We start from the raw sequence: 18,442 nt of genomic DNA, 5'->3' as shown, positions 1-18,442 counted from the left end.
CGACATATCTGTGGCTGGGGGACTACATACGAGAGCGGAGCTCCTTGGCATTCTTGCTCTCTGCCTTATCCTTGAGCTGAGCCCCGAAGGAGTAGGTAACCCCGAGTCCGATGTAGCGACGATTAGAGATATTGTCGATGAGCATGTGGTAGTCTGGGGTGGTGAGGGTAGCCTTGTAGCGGGTGGTGATGAGGTTGTCAGCACTGAGGGCTAGGCGAAGCTTCCCATCCAGCAGGGTATAGGAGAGCCCAGCCCCGCCGATGAGGAGATGAGAGATGTGGAAGCCGTTTTCGTGGCTCGGTGTCCTATAATATAGGTAGCAGGTGGCCTGTAGGGTCTTGCTGCGATTGAGGAAGAAGGTGTTGTAGGTACTCGCTCCATAGGTCAGGGATGCCCCTCCGTAGTCGGTGCGCTGTGCGCCAGTCGTGATCTTGGTGTCACTGTACCATAGGGTGTGTGAGATGTAGGTCTGCATGAAGCCCAGCTTATAGACGAAGCTATTCTCCAGCCTGATGGTGCTGGTCTTCTCGGCATTCTCATGGCGGTAGCTTGCTTGGTTGGTCGCTGGGTCTAGGCGGACGACCGGTGCGATACCATCCCAGAGATAGCCCCCGCTGAGCTCGAAGTTGAGCACGCCCATGAAGGTATAGCCGAGGGTGAGGTTCGCTCGCTTGGCTGCATGCAGGTCTTCCTTCCCCAGCAAGACGCTATTCTGGTTCTCATAGCGCACGAAGGGGGAGAGCTGGCCGAAGTGTGGGCGACTGAGTCTCACATTACTACTGAGGTTGAAGGCATGACGCTCGTTGGGGTTGTAGCCGACAAAGAGCGAGGGGAAGACGTTGAGGTAGCTCCTCAGGTGCTCTAGCCGTCGTCCATTCGTCATCCCCTCGGTATGGGTGTACTCCATACGAAGGCCTGTGCGTAGGCTCCACTTGGGGGATAGAGGTGCGTTGAGGTCGGCATATAGGGCGTAGACATGCTCGTCGAAGCGGATCCTATCGTGTCGCTCCCCGAGAGTGCTGGAGGCATCGTAGTCGTTGCTGTTGTGGGTGCGCGTCCAGGTACCCTTTACCCCAAAGCCTAGTGTCCCCGCTCCTAGGGGCTCGGTGTAGTCTAGGCTGGTGATGTAGGAGGTGGTGCGCTGGTCGGTCTCAGCATTGAAGCGGAAGTCTCCCCCTGGGGTCGGTACCCCGAGTTGGTTAAGGGTCTGGGAGGCGAAGTTACGCTCCTCACGACTGCGGTAGCTGATGTAGTCTGCATCCCAGGAGAGACGGCGTCGGGAGGCGGACTTGAAGCTCTTCTCCAGGTGAAGGTTCGCTGTCGTGTAGTCGCTCTTCTTCGTCTCATCAGCCCGCCCGGGCATAGAGCGTAGGAGGTAGCGGATGTTACCAGGAGGGATGGCATAGTCCCTAGTATCATTCTCTCGGTGGGGTCTATCCCTGTCGGGGGCATAGGAGAGATTGACACCTAGGGTCAGCTCTGGGGTGAAGGCATAGTCGAGCCCAGCACGGAGGTTGAGGTTGCGGTTCTTGACCTCAAAGGTAGTCACGCTCGATGAGTAGAGCTCCTGCTTGGGGTAGGTACGAAAGGTACAAAAGTCTCCACCGAAGGTACTCATGCCCGCACTAGCCTGTAGCGAGGTAGAGAGCTTATCCCGCTTGTAGTTCAGCCCCGTACTTACCCTGTAGCTGGGAAAGTCCTCGTTGAACCCTGCATAGGCGGAGGCACTCCCCCCGAAGAAGTCGTTCTTGGCCTTCTTGAGGATGATGTTCAGTATCCCTGCGTTCCCCTCAGCCTCGTACTTGGCGGGTGGTGTGGTGAGGATCTGTATCTCGGTGAGGTCAGAGTGAGGATAGGTGCGCAGGAGGTTTACCAGTGCCGTGCCAGAGAGGCGTACTCGCTTGTCGTTGATGAGGACGATTACATTCCCCTTGCCGATGAGGGAGATCCCTTCGTCGCTGACGTTCACCCCGGGGGTCTGACGCAGGACATCGAGGGCAGAGCTCGCTGCGGTAGCTATCTGGCTCGCATCGAAGACCATGCGGTCCGCCTTGCGCTGCATGATGGGTCGCTTGGCGGTGACCTGTACTGTAGCGAGCTCCTTGGCCTCGTCCTCCAGTAGGAGCTCCCCTAGGTCAAGCGCCCCCGAGAGGGTGAGGCTCTTGTGGTAAGGCTTGAGCCCGAGGGCACGTATCTCTAGGTGGTACTTCCCCTGTGGAGCCATCAGGCGAAATCGCCCCAGCGAGTCCGTAACGACCCCCGTGATGAGGCTACTGTCCCGAGGACTGCGGAGTAGGACATTGGCAAAGTCCACCGGACGGCGATCAATAGTCTTCCTGAGTGTGCCCTGTACGGGGAAGGTCGTCTGCGCCAGAAGACTACCAGAATAGAGCGCAAAGGCGACATAGAGTAAGCCGAAGTGTCTCATCGTGACATAAGGATTAGAGTTTACCCTAAAGGTAGTCAATATCACATAGATGACCTCTCCTCTGCCCCCAAGTGTTCCCCTCTCTTTCCCGCCAGACCCGAAGGGACGGGCTTAGTCGGCTGGGTAGCGAATATTTCGCCCCCGTCCCTCTAGTGTACGTTCCCCGTGACCTAGCCCGATCGCTAGGTGCTACCCTATCGTGTGCGCTTGTATAGTGGACTATGCAAATGTGTTAGCTCAGTCCTGCATACTTGTGTCCGATAGGTGTACTCAGGCGATGAGGAGAGGCTGGGGTGGCACGGGGCGGATGCCCGAGATCACAGAAAGTCGAGGGCGAAGTCATCGGGGGGCTACATGCTTTGGTCGAGGTACCGGTATCCTAGGAGTGGATTTACCGACCTCAGACCTCCTCTCTAGAAGGGGAAAGTATACACGTGTGTATACAACAGTGTACCCACGTGTATACAATAGTGTACACGCGTGTACACAACTTCGCTCTAAGTATGTTCGCTGTAGGGCTCCCGTAGTTATGTCTATCGGGGGACTAATGAGTTGGAGGTGTGGTGGATATGGATGGGTGTCCTTGGGCATTGGGATGAGAGCTCAGAGAGTCTAAGGATGGAGCGTACTAAAGGAGCTGATACGTCGTCCCTAGGGGAGGGGGAGATGCTTTGCTGGTGACGGAGATTCTTCCTTCCTTTGTGTGGAGGCTAGGGTGGGGTGTGACTATGTGTGGAGGGAGGGAGATGGAGAAGGAGAGACTTCCACCCGCCCCATTGCCTCGGTACACCATTATTATTTATTGAGTACTATGGAGGGACATGCGTAGACTGATTCTGCTGACCTTATACCTGCTCCTCGGAGCTAGACTCCCCCTCGTGGGGCAGGGCGAGCTCATCGTGATGAGCTACAACGTGGAGAACCTCTTTGACCTGGAGGATCACCCAGAGCGTGCCGACGATGAGTTCCTCCCTATGGGCTCCCACCGCTGGACGAAGGCTCGGTATGAGCGCAAGCTCCACCAGATCGCCGAGGTGCTCAGCAGTGCTGGGAGCCTGACACACTTCCCTGACCTCGTGGCTCTGGTAGAGGTGGAGAATGCAGGTGTACTGAGGGATTTGCTTAGCCATACTGCGCTCAGGGCTCAGGCGGGCTATGCCTTCACCGTCACAGAGGGCGAGGATCCCCGTGGGATCAATGTCGCCCTACTCTATAGGACGGAGACCTTTCGCCTGCTGGGGCGAAGAGAGCTCCCCCTACACTTCCCCTTCGATAGTACGAAGCGGACACGTCCCATTCTCGAGGTCTCGGGGCTTGTCCCTACGGGGGATACCCTCCATCTGTATGTCTGCCACCTGCCCTCCCGCCGTGGCGGCGCTCGGCAGAGCGAGCGGTACAGACGCTATGCCTGCGAGCTGCTGAGAGAGCAGACGACACGTAGGCTGGAGGAAAGTGGTGGGCACACGCACGTCCTCGTCCTCGGTGACTTCAATGGTGCGCCCGAGGAGCCTGCGACCCGTGAGGCCTTGGGCTCTCGCCCCTACCCCGAGGGTGGAGTGGACTCGATCGCCCGAGACAGCTGTCGCTGGGATCAGCTCTATGAGCTCTCTCCACGGCGGGGAGCGGGAGAGCCCCCTGGGAGCTATTGCTTCCGAGGAGTGTGGACACAGCTGGATCAGATCCATGCCTCTCGGAGCCTCCTCGGGGGAGGACGTCTAAGCTACGTGGAGGGGAGTGCGGAGATCTTCTACCGCCCCTTCATGGGGCAGCCCTCGGTGAGCAGTCCCTTCCCCGTGCCCTTCCGTACCTATGGAGGAGCCTTCTGGCGGGGTGGCTACAGCGATCACTACCCCCTACGTATCCGCTTGAGGTATGAGCGTCCGTAGCGGACGAGAGACGTCTCTCCGAGGTCGGGGTAGGGGGAGCGTCTACGGGGCGGGAGGGTCACTCCTCATTTTGTTTACTACTCAGTGTAAAATACGGGCGAAATAGCTACCTTTGTGTTACAAACCTGTGGGTAACGCTTAGGTCCCTGTACTTAGAGAACAGATATGGTATGAAAAAAAGAGTGATATGGATCATCGTACTTGCCCTAGTCTCAGCCTATAGCCTGCTGACGTGGGTCCAATATCAGTACTATGACCGTGTCCTGACCCAGCGCAAGGAGAGCATCCGAGGACTGATGAAGGAAGCACTCTCTGATGTGGCAGAGGAGCTACAGGTGCGTGAATTAGTACGCAACCTCAACAAGGGCGCAAATCGCCTGATGGGCTCCTTCCTCACCGACACGACCTTCGCTGGTACGGATGTCGCCCCCTTCGATATCTGGGTGCGTACCCTAGCCGACACGTTGGCCGTGGAGCGTGCGATCGCTGAGAATCAAGTCATGATACGTATCCCTAACACAGGTGACAAGAGCCGTGTGGACTATCGCCCCTCTAAGGATCTTATCTTGGCTTACTTCACGCAGCTGCATGCGCTGGATAAGTACATCCTGAAGTACGTCTACGATACCTATATGCCCGACAGCATGAGCCAGATGGTGAATATCTATCTGCTGAGGAGTCTGATCCGAGAGCGTCTAGATAGCAAGAACCTCTGCGTGGACTATCAGATGGCTCTCTACGACTACGATGGTCGGGTAGTCTATGAGTACCGTCCCCCGGGTATTATGAGAGGGGAGTGGGAGAATGAGAATACTGTTATCCAGTACCTCTTCGTGCCACGTGATGGATCTACTGAGCGACGTCCCTATATGCGTGTGTCGCTTGACCTAGCCCCGACACGAGCAGAGGTCTTCCGCCTAGCCCTCCCGAGCTTCATCTCGACGATCATAGTCCTGCTACTCGGGTTCTCCGCTCTAGCTGTGTTGCTGAAGTACATTAACTTTGCCTCCCAACGCACCAACTTCATCAACAACATGACGCACGAGCTCAAGACCCCCATCAGCTCGATCGTCCTCTCGACAAAACTGCTGGAGGAGAGCTCTACTCCGGCGACTACGCTACCGAAGCAGCGTCAGCTGATGTCGATCATCTCACTAGAGGCTCAGAGGCTAAAGTTCCTTATCGACAAGGTGCTCCAGCTCTCGATCCTCGAGGGACATGCAGGTAAGTTCGCCCTAGAGACCCTAGATATCAACGAACTGATCCTCCCTGTAGCAGAGATCTACACCTTCCACGCACAGCAGCGTGGCGGAGACCTCTCCCTCGACCTGGAGGCTACCAATACTTGGGTGCGTGCCAATCAAATGCACCTCTCGAATGTCTTCTTCAACCTCCTAGATAATGCTGTCAAGTATAGCCGTACCGATGTGCCCCTTAGCCTCTCCATCCAGACCAGTGACGAGGAGGACTATATCCGCATCGTGATCCAGGATAATGGTATCGGGATGGAGAAGCATGAGCTCAAGCGTATCTTCGAGCGTTTCTATCGTGTCGGCTCTGGCAATCGGCATGACGTCAGAGGCTTCGGTCTCGGTCTAGCCTATGTCCTCTCGGTCATCCGCCAGATCGGTGGACGCATCACCGCCGAGAGCGAGCCAGGGATAGGTACCAAGATGGTCATACGCATCCCCACAGCGCCAGACGCATAAAATCCTGAGGAGGGAGGATGTCCTCTCTCCGTGCACATAACATAGAAGTATTATACTACGCACTATTGCAAGATTATTTCCCCCTCTAAAGACAACGTTTCATGGAAGAACAAGCTAGAATCCTTCTCTGTGAAGACGAAGAAAACCTTGGAACTATACTCAAGGAACTCCTCGAAAGCAAGAAGTATATCGTAGACCTCTGTACCGACGGTGAGCAAGGCTGGAAGGCCTACAAAGTGAACAAGTATGACCTCTGTCTACTCGATATCATGATGCCCAAGCGTGACGGACTGACCCTAGCCAAGGATATCCGTAGCGTTAGTGCCGATGTGCCCATCATCTTCCTCACTGCTCTCGGTATGCGTGACAACGTCCTCGAGGGCTTCCGATCGGGAGCTGATGACTACATCACCAAGCCCTTTAGCATGGAGGAGCTCGTCCTACGTATAGAGGCTGTACTACGTCGCACCAATAAGCATGACGATGGTAAGGAGCCACAGCGTGTCTACTATATCGGTAATTACACCTTCAATACGACGACTCAGACCCTCTCCATCGACGATACCGCACGTAAGCTCACTACCAAGGAATGTGAGCTGCTGGCACTGCTCTGCCTCTTCGCCAACCAGACCCTCGAGCGCTCCCACGCCCTCAATGTGATCTGGGGGATCACCGAGCACACAGGGTCAGGTGAGAACTCCTTCAGCCAGCGTAGCATGGACGTCTACGTGACCAAGCTACGCCGTATGCTGGCAGATGACCCACGTGTGGAGATCAAGAATGTACACGGCAAGGGCTACAAGCTCGTCATCCCTCCCGTAGATCCCTCTGACGAGCACTAGCTCAAGAGCAGCTATTACTCATCAGACAAGTACACACTCACACAGCACCACCCCTCTGCTCCTATGGTAGCTCCGTAGGCTGTAGGGGTGGTCTTTACGTGGTCATAGGTGACCCTAAGCTTCATCTAATCCCTTGGGTTAGGGGATCGGCTATCCGTCTTCTCCCTCCCCCTCCCGTCTTCCCTCTCCTTGGGACGATGGTACCCCAAGAAGGCTATGGAAGGCTGGGGATGCACCTAGCACTTGCCCGCCTAGGGATGCTGAGACCACAGATACAACACAATTTGATCATTGATGAGTAAGAAAAAGCAACTAGCTACACATAAGCGAGACAAGCAGCCCACAGTGGCTCCCTCTCGTCTCAATAAGCGTGAGATCCAGCGTATCACCCGCTTGGTCTTCGATGCCAACCCAGGACAAGTCCTCTCCTACAAGCAGATCTGCTATGCTATCGGCAAGACGACGATGGGGCAGAAGCGTGCCATCTACCAGACCCTCTCCGAGATGGCTGTGGTGGGCGAACTGCAGGAGCTCGAGCCCGGCCGCTTCGTCCGTGGTGGCGGAGGTGGCGAGAGCCTAGAGGGACACTTCGACTACCGTGGTGGTCGTCCCTCCTTTGTCCCCGAGGACACCGACCTTGACCCTATCCCCCTATCCGATCGTTCGTGTGCCAATGCCCTTCATGGGGATAAGGTGCGTATCTCTCTACTGCGCAATAGACGTGGCGAGGTCAAGGGGGCACGTATCACCGAGATTCTAGAGCGTAGCCATACGACCTATGTAGGCTCACTGCAGAAGTCTCGGGGCTATGCCTTCTTCGTGACTAACAACAAGGAGCTACGCCAAGACATCTTCATCCCCGACGACAAGTGTCTCAATGCTACGAGCCGTGATAAGGTCGTCGTACGTATCCTAGACTGGGATGCGCATGCCAAGAACCCACGTGGCGAGGTCATCGACGTCCTCGGTCGGGCTGGTGAGAACACCGCCGAGATGCATGCCATCCTCGCCGAGTATGGCCTACCCTACAAGTACCCCGAGGAGGTAGAGCGTGCCGCCGAGGGGCTCTCGGATGAGATTACGGCAGAGGAGCTCGCTCGCCGTGAGGACTTCCGTGGGGTGCTCACCTGCACGATCGATCCACGGGATGCAAAGGACTTCGACGATGCCCTTTCCTTACGCTCCCTACCCGAGGGACGCTACGAGGTCGGGGTACATATCGCCGATGTGAGCCACTATGTACAGCCTGGTGGTATCATAGATGACGAGGCTTACCGCCGAGCTACCAGTGTGTACCTCGTGGATCGAACGATCCCGATGCTACCTGAGCGACTGAGCAACTTCCTTTGCTCGCTCCGTCCCGATGAGGACAAGTATGCCTATAGCTGTATCTTCACTCTAGATGCCGAGGCAAGGCTCCTTGCTGCACGTATCGCACGTACGGTTATTCGTAGCTCTCGCCGCTTCACCTATGAGGAGGCACAGGAGATCATCGACACGGGTACGGGGGATCATGCTGAGGCGATCCTTACGCTCCACACTCTGGCGCAGAAGCTTCGGGCGAGGAGATTCGAGCGAGGCAGTATAGCCTTCGATCGTCCCGAGGTACGCTTCGAGCTAGACGAGGCAGGCAAGCCTATCGAAGTCCATATCAAGGAGAGTAAGCCAGCCCACCAGCTGATCGAGGAGTTCATGCTACTGGCGAACCGTACAGTGGCAGAGCGTATCGCTGATGCTTCACGTCAGGACATCACCCCCGCCCTGCACCTGAAGAAGCGTACCCCTCCTACCTTCGTCTATCGTATCCACGAGGCTCCTGATGAGGAGAAGCTACGTAGTCTCTCGGAGTTCGTCTCTCGTATGGGCTACAAGCTCCGTACGGAGGGTGGGGCAGAGGCGATCAGCCAAAGTCTCAACCAGCTCCTCAGGGACATCAAGGGGCGCCCAGAGGAGAATATGATCTCCATGCTCGCCATACGCTCTATGGCGAAGGCTCGCTATACGACAGCACATATCGGGCACTACGGGCTAGGCTTCGAGAGCTATACCCACTTCACCTCTCCGATACGTCGCTACCCTGACCTCATGGTACATCGTCTCTTGACCCGCTACCTCATCGAGGGTAAGGAGAGTGCAGATGTCACAGCCACCGAGGAGCAGTGCGACCATGCCTCTGATATGGAGAATATCGCTGCCAATGCCGAGCGTAGCTCCATCAAGTACAAGCAAGTCGAGTACATGATCCCACGTCTCGGGCAGACCTTCACGGGCGTGATCACAGGGCTCGCAGACTGGGGTATCTATGTCGAGCTGGATAAGAATAAGTGTGAGGGACTCGTCCCCTGCCGAGACCTAGAGGATGACTACTATGAGTATGATGAGAAGACCTTCTCGCTCATAGGCAGGCACACGGGACGCCGTTTCCGCCTAGGTGACCAACTCGAGGTCACGGTGGCACAGGCTGACCTTGCTCGTAGGCAGCTGGACTTTGCCCTCACGGAGGCTCTGCAGGCACGCTCCCCACGCCGTCGTCGCCCATAGGCTCTTGCCTTCGCCTCCCTTCGCCTCCTTCCCTAAGGGGGGGACGAGTGCGGGAGGAGTAGTTCCCAACTAAATAAGACAGCCCCCGATACACCGAAGAGCGGTGTATCGGGGGCTGTCTTTTGTGGCTCTGCTTCCCCGTAGGGAAAGGGGCTCGGGGGAATAATCACCCGAGGGTGTATCGTGCTTAGCGAAGCATCTGTCGGTAGTGGCGGTCGATCTCCTTGCGCGCCTCTTCTGTGGGCTGGAAGGCCGAGCTCGACATCTCACCCAGTACTCCTGCGTCTGCCTTCTCATCCAGCTTGGGGATGAAGACATTGACATTGACCAGCAGGTCGCCTCGTCCGTAGCCATTGACAGAGGGCAGGCCCTTGCTCCTGAGTCGGAGCACCTTGCCGGGCTGTGTGCCAGCAGCGATGTTTACACGAGCCTTACCTCCGATGGTGGGTACCTCCACGGAGCCACCTTGGGCGGCTGTGGGGATGGAGATGAGGAGGTTGTAGATGAGGTCGTTGCCGTTGCGGATGAGGTTGGGGTCTTCCTCCTCCTGGATGATCACGTGTAGGTCTCCGGGTACACCTCCTCGTGGGGCAGCGTTCCCCTTGCCCTGTACGTTGAGTTGCATCCCTTCGGCTACGCCAGCGGGAATGCTGAAGGTGACGACTTCCTCACCGATCTGAGTCCCCTTGCCCTTACAGAACGAGCAGGGCTTGGTGATCACCTCACCCGTACCCTCACAGGTAGGGCAGACGCTCTGGGTCTGTACCATCCCGAAGATCCCTCTCTGTGCGGAGATGACCATACCTGAGCCGTGGCAGGTGCCACAGGTCTGCTTGCCGTCCTTGTCGCTGGTGCCCTCACCGTGACAGTGTGAGCAGGCGACTTGCTTCTTTACCTTGAGCTTCTTCTCTACGCCCTTGTCGATCTCCTCTAGGGAGAGGCGTACACGTGCCCTAAGGTCTGAGCCACGGAGCACCTGACGTCCTCCGCCACCAAACCCTCCGAAGCCACCGAAGTCAAAGCCACCGCCCCCGAAGAGGTCGCCGAAGCGGCTGAAGATATCATCCATGGACATCCCTCCGCCTGCGAAGCCACCGCCTCCAGCAGCACTGCTACCTACGCCTGCGTGGCCGAACTGGTCGTATCGCTGACGCTTCTGTGGGTCGCTCAGTACATCATAGGCCTCGGCGAGCTCCTTGAACTTCTCCTCGGCCTCCTTATCTCCTGGGTTCTTATCTGGGTGGTACTTGATGGCGAGCTTGCGGTAGGCCTTCTTCAGCTCCTCGTCGCTAGCTCCCTTGCTGACACCTAGTATTTCGTAGTAATCTCTCTTTGTTGCCATTTGCTGTTTCCTTTCTCTTCCTGCTTGTTACTGGCCGACGACGACGGAGGCGTGGCGCAGTACCTTATCGTGGAGTGTGTAGCCCTTCTTGACGCAGTCGATGACCTTGCCCTTCTGAGCCTCCTCGGGGGCAGGGAAGGTGGCGATGGCCTCGTGAAGCTCCTCGTCGAAGGGCTGTCCTGCGGTCTCTATGGGGCGTACACCCTGACGCATGAGGTAGTCAAGGAACTTCGTGTGGATGAGGTGCATCCCCTCCTTGAGAGCCTCTAGGTCGGTAGCCTTGTCGAGGTTCTGTAGGGCTATGTCGAGGTCATCCACGACGGGTAGGAGGTCACCTAGTACCTTCTCGCCACCGCTACGGATGAGTTCGCTCTTCTCCTTGAGGGTACGCTTGCGGTAGTTGTCATACTCGGCGACGAGACGCATGTGGGTGTCCCGAAGCTTGTCTAGTTCGGTGCGAAGGCGTTTTTCCTCGCTCTCGGGGGAAGGTGTTCCCTCTGACAAATTTTCCGTAGCGACCTCCTCAGAGGGTATCTCGCTCTGACACTCTGTCTTACTCTGCTGCTCTAGGGGCTCCTCTATATCGGTGTGAGGCTCCTTGATTTCTTCACTCATATTATTGTCTTTTATGTTGTTGTCAAGTTCGTTAGCCTATGGCGCAAGCCACCTCCGCCTACCTCGTATGCAGGGGAAGGGCTGTCGTACATCGGCTCTATGCACCCCCTATATATCAAATATGATACCGAAAGCCCTATCGCCAATCTGCCTCCCTGTCTATCTCCCTCCTTGGGAATGGCGAGGAAGGGAGGTATACAGCTGGTCAAACCCTACCTCGTAGTGAGCTCTGTATCAGGCATTCCGAGGAGGGCAAAACGCTCTCGGTAAGAACGCACATGCGCTCTTACCGAGAGCGTCCTTGCGCCCTTACCGAGAGCGCATGTGCGTTCTTACCGAGAGCGTATGTGCGTTCTTACTGAGAGCGTTTTTCATCACCTATTTGAGGTGATGATATCGGTCTCGGTATGCCTGCTCCTAAGGGGGTGTATCGTGCCTCTGATCGGGCTCTCGGAATGGGCGAGATGGGGCGAGATAATAGGACTAATAGGTCCAATAGGTGCAATAGGTCTAATAATAAGGTGTGCGAAGGCTGTACATATATAGATCGTATGAGGTGGGAGCTCTCTGTGGCTGTAGCGTGCTCTCTGTGGCTGGATCGGTGGGAGCTAGGTAGGGCTAGGGTAGGTGCTGTCTGTGGAGTGGGAGGTGGGAGCTAGGTAGGGCTGGGGTAGGTGTAGTCTGTGGTATGGGAGGTGGGAGTTAGGTAGGTATGGGGTAGGTGCTGTCCGTGGTATGGGGGAGAGAGCTAGGTAGGGCTGGGGTAGGCGCTGTCCGTGGTATGGGGGTGGGAGCTAGGTAGGGCTGGGGTAGGTGCTGTCTGTGGTATGGGGGCGAGAGCTAGGCAGGGATGAGGTAGGTGTACTCTGTGGTATAGGGGAGAGAGCTAGGTAGGGCTGGATGGTGGTGTCTGCGGAGTGGGCGGTGGGGGTAGGTAGGGCTCGGGTAGGCCTTGTCGGTGGAGTGAGAGGTGGGGCACTAGGTAGGGATGGAGGTGAGGCTATACTTATTAGGCGGCGAAAGAGTACCTTTGTAGACATTTTCAAAGGTAATGGCAAGGAAATTAGTAGACCTCCTACAAGGTCTAAGCTATAAGACTACAAGTCCCGTAGAGGAACTTGAGCAGACAGAGATCCTACAGATCACCGAGGACTCCAGACGAGTAGAACCAGGGACGCTCTTCGTCGCCCTGCGTGGGGTACATGCCGATGGGCACCTCTTTATCCCCAGCGCTATCGAGGCTGGAGCTGTAGCTGTCCTCGTCGAGGAGCTACCCATCGACCCCCAGCCCCATATCCTATATATAGAGGTAGAGAGCACGGCTGAGGCGCTCGGTATCATGAGCTCCCATTGGTATGGCGACCCTTCAGAGGAACTCATCGTCATCGGGGTGACTGGGACCAACGGAAAGACGACGATTGCGACACTGCTCTTCCGTCTCTTCCGTTCGGCAGGTTACCGCTGTGGACTCATTAGTACGGTATGCAACTACGTGGAGGACGAGGCGATCCCCTCGACCCACACTACCCCCTCCGCCCCCGAGCTACAGAAGCTCCTCGGGCGAATGAGGGATGCAGGCTGTACCCACGTATTTATGGAGGTGAGTTCGCATGCGCTGGCTCAGCACCGTGTAGCTGGCGTGCATTATCGTGGGGGGATCTTTACGAACCTGACCCGTGATCACCTAGACTACCACGGCACCTTCGCCGAGTATCTGAGGGCAAAGAAGAGCTTCTTCGACCAGCTGGACAAGGAGGCCTTTGCCCTAACGAATGTCGATGACAAGAATGGGCTCGTGATGCTCCAGAACACCCGAGCCAAGCGATACACCTACGCTCTACGTAGTGTCGCCGACCACAAGGCTCGCATCCTAGAGTGCCACCCCTACGGCACGGAGATCGAGCTGGGGGGACGGCAGGTACTCATTCGGCTGATCGGTGAGTTCAACGTCTACAATATCCTCGCTGTCTACACCGCCGCCCTACTGCTCGGCATGGATCGGGACGAGGTGCTCCGACGGGTGAGCGAACTGACGGCTGTGGATGGACGATTCCAGACTCTGCTCTCGCCCCGCCGTGGCTACATCGCCATCGTAGACTATGCGCATACACCCAATGCCCTCATCAATGTCCTAGAGACGATCCACGAGATCAAGGCCGAGGGAGCCAAGGTGCTCTGTGTCGTGGGCTGTGGGGGCGATCGTGACCGAGGGAAGCGTCCCATCATGGCTCACGAGGCTGCACTGCGCTGTGACCGCCTCCTGCTGACCTCGGACAACCCCCGCAGCGAACGCCCCGAGACCATCATCGAGGAGATGAAGGCTGGGCTTAGCCCCGAGGAGCTCTCCCGTACACTCACCATCACCGACCGAGCCGAGGCCATACGCACGGCCACCATGCTCGCTGGGCAGGGGGATATCATCCTCATTGCTGGCAAGGGGCATGAGACCTATCAGGAGATAGATGGCGTGCGCCATCACTTCGACGATCGAGAGATCGTCCTAGAGCAGATTTCCCACGAAGCATAAACCACCCAAACGCAAACGAAGCATGATCTATCACTTAGTCGATTTTCTCTCTGACCAGGGGATTGTCTTCCCATTCTCTCGTCTCTTTACCTACGTCTCCTTCCGTGTAGGTATGGCGATCATCCTCTCCCTACTCATTAGTACGATCTGGGGCGGTCGCCTCATCAAGTACCTGCGGCGTAGGCAGATCGGTGAGCTCGTGAGAGACCTCGGCCTCGAGGGAGAACAGACCAAGAAGGGTACCCCCACGATGGGCGGTATCATCATCATCCTAGCTATCCTCATCCCTACGCTCCTCTTCGCTCGTCTGGACAATATCTACATCATCCTGATGATCGTGACGACCATATTGATGGGGCTACTGGGCTTCGCCGACGACTATATCAAGGTCTTCAAGAAGGATAAGAACGGGCTGAAGGAACACTACAAGATCTTTGGGCAGGTAGTCCTCGGCCTCATCGTCGGGGTCACGCTCTACCTCAGCCCCTCAGTCGTGATCAAGCGCAATAGCGAGGTCGTACGTGAGGGAAATACCCGAGAGATCCGCTTCGAGACGACGGACACGAAGAGCTTCCAGACCTCAGTGCCCTTCGTCAAGGACAATAACCTCGACTACTCCGAGATCTTGCCTATCGATGACCCAGGGGTGAAGAAGATCCTTGGGGTCACGATCTTCATTATGATGACGGTCGTCGTCGTGATGCTCCTATCCAATGGCGTGAACCTCACCGATGGTGTCGATGGCCTCGCCTCAGGCTCCTCGGCTATCGTTGGGGTTGTGCTCGGGATATTGGCCTACGTCTCTTCGCACCACGATATGGCAGGCTATCTGAATACAATGTTTATCCCCGGAGCGGAGGAGCTCGTGATCTTCGCCGCCACACTCGTGGGGGCAACGGTAGGCTTCCTCTGGTACAATTCTTACCCTGCGCAGGTCTTCATGGGGGATACGGGAAGCCTTGCTCTCGGGGGTATCATCGGGGTCTTTGCAATCCTCATCCGTAAGGAGCTCCTACTGCCCATCCTCTGCGGAGTCTTCATCGCAGAGTTTACCTCTTCGTTCATCCAGCGCTTCTACTATAAGTACACCCGCCATCGTACGGGCACAGGGGTACGTGTCTTCAAGATGGCTCCCCTGCACCACCACTTCCAGCTCCCCGGTGGAGCAGCTACCAATAGCCTACTGAAGCGTCCTGTGGACAAGGTGCCCGAGGCTAAGCTCACCATGCGCTTCTGGCTCATAGGGATCATCCTAGCGGTGCTCACCATCGTGACCCTCAAGATCCGCTAGCCCCAGCCCATGATCCAGATAGAGGATAAGATCGTCAGCCAAGACGTCTTCGATGTACTCTTCGCCTGTGACTATGCCGCCTGCAAGGGTGCCTGCTGTGTGGAGGGAGATAGTGGAGCCCCACTAGAGCCGGGGGAGGCGGAGCTCCTGAGGAAGCACCTGCCCCTCATCGAGCACCTCCTATCGCCACAGGCGCTGGAGATCATCAGAGAGCAGGGGGTGAGCTACCTGGATGAGGATGGCGACGAAGTCACCTCGATCGTGGAGGGCAAGGACTGCGTCTTCACGACCTACGACGAGCACGGCAACTGCCAGTGCGCCTACGAGAAGGTCTACTACGAGGGCAAGAGCGACTTCATCAAGCCCATCAGCTGTCAGCTCTATCCCATCCGCTTGACACGTTATCGGGACTTCACTGCGGTGAACTACCACAAGTGGTCGCTCTGCAAGTGTGCCCTCAAGCGTGGCCGCCAGCTTCAGCTACCCGTCTACCAGTTCCTCAAGGCTCCTCTTATCCGAGCCTTCGGAGAGGAGTGGTACACCCAGCTAGAGGAGGTCGCAGCACTCCTCAAGGAGGAGGCTGCGGGAGCAGAACAGAGCGAGCCCTAGTAAGATGTCGGGGATAGCCTCTTTGCACTTCACCTATATATAAGGTATAGGTAACGGGGTAAACTAAGTGATTTTTTGTATCTTTGCACCGCTTTGCGCAATCTCTGTCAGGAAGAAACGACTCGTGTGGCCTGTTATATTGCGTTTGGTGTAGTACTAATCAAATAAGCTAAAGGACAAAGAAATGGACTTTATCAAGATCGTCAATGAGGCTTTCGCCACGGGCAAGAGCCACCCATCCTTCCGCAGTGGGGATACCATCACGGTAGACTACCGCATCAGCGAAGGTGGTAAGGAACGTATCCAGCGCTACCGTGGTGTGGTCATCCGTATCAGCGGACATGGCGACAAGAAGCGCTTCACAGTGCGCAAGATCTCCGAGGGTGTAGGTGTAGAACGTATCTTCACCCTAGAGAGCCCCTTCATCGAGAAGATCACCGTAGAAAAGCTCGGTAAGGTACGTCGTGCTAAGCTCTACTACCTCCGCGCCCTCACGGGTAAGAAGGCTCGTATCAAGGAGCGTCGCGTGAGCGCCGAAAAGTAATCACTCTGCTACACTCCACTACCGAGTGTGCGAGACTACTTGATAGTATCCTAGCCTCACTGCCACATAACTGGCGGTGAGGCTAGCTTCGTTTGCTAGTCCTCGATTGAGACCAGAGGCTAGCGTAGTATCCTAAACAATAATCACCACAATGAACGCATCACATCTCATCCTCACAGCTCTGATCTCAGGCTCTCTGCTTGCGCTCGGCTCGTGTGCCGACCCGATGGCAGAGAAGGAGGCTATCTCCCACCTGCGTCAGGGACTAGAGAATCGCAAGCCTGGAGTCGTGACTACGAGCCAGCGCTTCACCTTCACTCGCTGGATCGCTATCCCCAAGATGACCTTCACTCTCCCCTCTATAGCCGAGGATGAGGATCCAGCTCTGACCTATTGGTCCTCTGCTAGCAATACGGGCTACAGTGCTCTCGCGCAGAGTCCCACGGACTATCCCGTCGTACCACTCAAGGAGGGCGAGCAGGTAGTGGGAGCGCAGATCCGCACCATCAAGGGATTCTACTTCTTCGGTTTCGGAACCAATGTCATCGCAGGGGCACTCTATTCAGGTCGAGTAAACCGTGCGAACCTCGTAGCCAAGCCGCTTGAGTCTACGGAGTTTGGCCAGCCCTACTCGGCAGGAGTCCCCGATGAGATGACCTTCGTCTATCAGTACCAGGCTGGGGACAAGGTCATCCACGGACAGAATAAGACCAATATCCCTCTGCCCACCTCGGACAAGGGTGTGGCATCGGCTATCTTCTATGATGTGACTCAGGATGACAGCTACCTCAATGGTACGAACCTACATACCGACCCTCGTATCCTAGTACGTGGCTATGTCGAGCTAGAGCCAACCGAGGCGGGCAAGTGGGCAACCTATATGCTCAAGCTAGAGCCCACCGACCCTGCACGCTACGCCGCTATCGACCTCAAGACAGGGAAGTATCGCCTAGCACTCGTCTTCACCTCCAGCTTCCGTGGCGCAGAGTACATAGGGGCGGTAGGTAGTGAGCTTCGCCTAAAGGAAGTCACGATCAAAGATCGGCCGAAGAAGAAAGATTAACCCCTAAGTCCTCTACATACAGCTATGAATAGCAGACTACTCCTAGCTAGCCTTGCTCTCAGCCTCCTCATACCTCGGGGGCTCGCCGCTAGCACTACTGATGATCAGACACCACGCTCTCCCTTCGCTCTAGGGCTACACCTAGGCTTCAACCTCGGAGGTGCACTCCCCCCGACCGTGCCTAAGCCCGTGGAGAAGGTCATGCACTTCAACCTCGGTGCTGCGCCCAATGTCGGGATCGACTTCTCCTATCGTCTCTCGCCTACCAGTCCCTTTGCCCTAGCTACGGGGATCGAGTACGAGGGCAAGGGCTTCTATGCCACAGTGCGTGCCAAGGATATGCCTATCCGCTACCAGAGCTCTGACCTCTCCGAGCAGCGCTACACGGGTCTACAGAGTGTGGATATGAGCAACCGCTACCTCACGGTGCCCCTTGGGCTGACCTTCGATATGCCTCGTGGTGGCTTCCGCTTCTATGTCGGTGGCTACTATTCGCATGCCCTCAGGCGCAAGTTCATCGCCAAGCTAGATGGGGATGGGCTGATGGATGGCCGTCCTTATCAGCCAGGTGTTGTCCTCGCCTTCAATATCGGGGACTTCATCGTGCGCAATGATGTCGGGGTACGCTTCGGCGCTGACTATAAGCTCGACAAGCAATGGGCGGTGACGGGACGTGTGAATGTCGGGCTACCAAAGCTCTTTGACCAAGGCTTTCAGGTCATGCCCTACTCCCTGCGCAACGTCTTCCTCTGCCTCGGGGTGAGCTACAGCATCACACGCTAGGGTATCCTCTGGTCTAAGGGCTAGAGCCGTATCTACCATACTGGGCGACACACGCTAGCTGGGCTACATCCCAAGGCTAGGGTGTGTCGCCCCTCTTCTTCCCTCCTTGTCTAACGAAGAATAAGCACCTCCGTACCAGCCTAGAGGGGGAAGGGGGATGTCCTCGTTTACCTCATTCCCTCGTCGAAGTGCGGGGACGTACCGACAGGAAAATAGCTACCTCGAGCAGTGCTCCAGCGTGGAGGCACTGCTCGGGGTATTT

13 protein-coding genes are annotated in these 18,442 nt (G+C 56.5%); 10 read left to right on the top strand and 3 right to left on the bottom strand.

What is annotated here, in order from left to right:
• Positions 1–22: 22 nt before the first annotated feature.
• A complete protein-coding gene (locus QZ554_RS01460; protein WP_297193729.1) occupies positions 23–2,428 on the bottom strand; it encodes a TonB-dependent receptor in 2,406 nt (801 codons plus the stop codon).
• Between the two features lie 821 nt (positions 2,429–3,249).
• Between QZ554_RS01460 and QZ554_RS01455 the strand changes: the two genes are divergently transcribed.
• The 4 genes from QZ554_RS01455 to rnr all read left to right on the top strand — a co-directional run bounded on the left by QZ554_RS01455 (position 3,250) and on the right by rnr (position 9,406).
• The gene (locus QZ554_RS01455) at positions 3,250–4,314 is read left to right on the top strand and encodes an endonuclease/exonuclease/phosphatase family protein (RefSeq protein ID WP_297193727.1); all 1,065 of its coding nucleotides are present in this window, start codon (positions 3,250–3,252) and stop codon (positions 4,312–4,314) included.
• A 170-nt stretch (positions 4,315–4,484) separates the two neighbouring features.
• On the top strand, positions 4,485–6,023 hold the full coding sequence (locus tag QZ554_RS01450) for a HAMP domain-containing sensor histidine kinase (RefSeq protein WP_297193726.1): 1,539 nt from the start codon (positions 4,485–4,487) through the stop codon (positions 6,021–6,023).
• Positions 6,024–6,124: 101 nt separating this feature from the next.
• On the top strand, positions 6,125–6,865 hold the full coding sequence (locus QZ554_RS01445) for a response regulator transcription factor (protein ID WP_297193724.1): 741 nt from the start codon (positions 6,125–6,127) through the stop codon (positions 6,863–6,865).
• 294 nt (positions 6,866–7,159) lie between these two features.
• Positions 7,160–9,406, top strand: a complete 2,247-nt coding sequence (rnr, locus tag QZ554_RS01440) for a ribonuclease R (RefSeq protein WP_297193722.1) — start codon at positions 7,160–7,162, stop codon at positions 9,404–9,406.
• Positions 9,407–9,593: 187 nt separating this feature from the next.
• Here the strand turns inward: rnr and dnaJ are convergent, their stop codons facing one another.
• Positions 9,594–10,748 carry a molecular chaperone DnaJ gene (dnaJ, locus tag QZ554_RS01435; RefSeq protein WP_297193720.1) on the bottom strand — a complete coding sequence of 385 codons (1,155 nt, stop codon included), beginning with the start codon at positions 10,746–10,748 and terminating at the stop codon, positions 9,594–9,596.
• A gap of 27 nt (positions 10,749–10,775) precedes the next feature.
• Positions 10,776–11,363: a nucleotide exchange factor GrpE gene (locus QZ554_RS01430; RefSeq protein WP_297193718.1), complete on the bottom strand. Its 588-nt coding sequence runs from the start codon at positions 11,361–11,363 to the stop codon at positions 10,776–10,778.
• 1,051 nt (positions 11,364–12,414) lie between these two features.
• Here QZ554_RS01430 and QZ554_RS01425 point away from each other — a divergent pair.
• From QZ554_RS01425 to QZ554_RS01400, 6 genes are all read left to right on the top strand, one after another.
• Positions 12,415–13,890 (top strand): UDP-N-acetylmuramoyl-L-alanyl-D-glutamate--2,6-diaminopimelate ligase, encoded by a 1,476-nt coding sequence (locus QZ554_RS01425; RefSeq protein WP_297193716.1) that lies wholly within the window; start codon positions 12,415–12,417, stop codon positions 13,888–13,890.
• A 22-nt stretch (positions 13,891–13,912) separates the two neighbouring features.
• A complete protein-coding gene (gene mraY / locus QZ554_RS01420) occupies positions 13,913–15,181 on the top strand; it encodes a phospho-N-acetylmuramoyl-pentapeptide-transferase (RefSeq protein ID WP_297193714.1) in 1,269 nt (422 codons plus the stop codon).
• Between the two features lie 9 nt (positions 15,182–15,190).
• Complete coding sequence (locus QZ554_RS01415) at positions 15,191–15,790, top strand: DUF3109 family protein (protein ID WP_297193712.1); 600 nt, start codon at positions 15,191–15,193, stop codon at positions 15,788–15,790.
• A gap of 184 nt (positions 15,791–15,974) precedes the next feature.
• Positions 15,975–16,334: a 50S ribosomal protein L19 gene (rplS, locus tag QZ554_RS01410; RefSeq protein WP_297193710.1), complete on the top strand. Its 360-nt coding sequence runs from the start codon at positions 15,975–15,977 to the stop codon at positions 16,332–16,334.
• 151 nt (positions 16,335–16,485) lie between these two features.
• Entirely contained in the window at positions 16,486–17,397 is a 912-nt protein-coding gene (locus QZ554_RS01405) for a PCMD domain-containing protein (protein ID WP_297193708.1), read from the top strand.
• Positions 17,398–17,421: 24 nt separating this feature from the next.
• Positions 17,422–18,180 carry an outer membrane beta-barrel protein gene (locus QZ554_RS01400; protein WP_297193706.1) on the top strand — a complete coding sequence of 253 codons (759 nt, stop codon included), beginning with the start codon at positions 17,422–17,424 and terminating at the stop codon, positions 18,178–18,180.
• Positions 18,181–18,442 lie beyond the last annotated feature (262 nt).

It is taken from the genome of uncultured Porphyromonas sp., from assembly GCF_915070105.1.
In the GTDB taxonomy this organism is placed as follows: Bacteria; Bacteroidota; Bacteroidia; order Bacteroidales; family Porphyromonadaceae; genus Porphyromonas.
The sequence above is the reverse complement of the archived record's forward strand: the minus strand, read 5'-3'. Positions and strand labels throughout refer to the sequence as shown.

Bases quoted from the DNA above. Each gene is read 5' to 3' on its own strand.
- QZ554_RS01460 (WP_297193729.1), bottom strand. From the start codon at position 2,428: ATGAGACACTTCGGCTTACTCTATGTCGCCTTTGCGCTCTATTCTGGT.
- QZ554_RS01455 (WP_297193727.1), top strand. From the start codon at position 3,250: ATGCGTAGACTGATTCTGCTGACCTTATACCTGCTCCTCGGAGCTAGA.
- QZ554_RS01450 (WP_297193726.1), top strand. From the start codon at position 4,485: ATGAAAAAAAGAGTGATATGGATCATCGTACTTGCCCTAGTCTCAGCC.
- QZ554_RS01415 (WP_297193712.1), top strand. From the start codon at position 15,191: ATGATCCAGATAGAGGATAAGATCGTCAGCCAAGACGTCTTCGATGTA.
- rplS (WP_297193710.1), top strand. From the start codon at position 15,975: ATGGACTTTATCAAGATCGTCAATGAGGCTTTCGCCACGGGCAAGAGC.
- QZ554_RS01425 (WP_297193716.1), top strand. From the start codon at position 12,415: ATGGCAAGGAAATTAGTAGACCTCCTACAAGGTCTAAGCTATAAGACT.
- QZ554_RS01430 (WP_297193718.1), bottom strand. From the start codon at position 11,363: ATGAGTGAAGAAATCAAGGAGCCTCACACCGATATAGAGGAGCCCCTA.
- rnr (WP_297193722.1), top strand. From the start codon at position 7,160: ATGAGTAAGAAAAAGCAACTAGCTACACATAAGCGAGACAAGCAGCCC.
- QZ554_RS01405 (WP_297193708.1), top strand. From the start codon at position 16,486: ATGAACGCATCACATCTCATCCTCACAGCTCTGATCTCAGGCTCTCTG.
- dnaJ (WP_297193720.1), bottom strand. From the start codon at position 10,748: ATGGCAACAAAGAGAGATTACTACGAAATACTAGGTGTCAGCAAGGGA.
- QZ554_RS01400 (WP_297193706.1), top strand. From the start codon at position 17,422: ATGAATAGCAGACTACTCCTAGCTAGCCTTGCTCTCAGCCTCCTCATA.
- QZ554_RS01445 (WP_297193724.1), top strand. From the start codon at position 6,125: ATGGAAGAACAAGCTAGAATCCTTCTCTGTGAAGACGAAGAAAACCTT.
- mraY (WP_297193714.1), top strand. From the start codon at position 13,913: ATGATCTATCACTTAGTCGATTTTCTCTCTGACCAGGGGATTGTCTTC.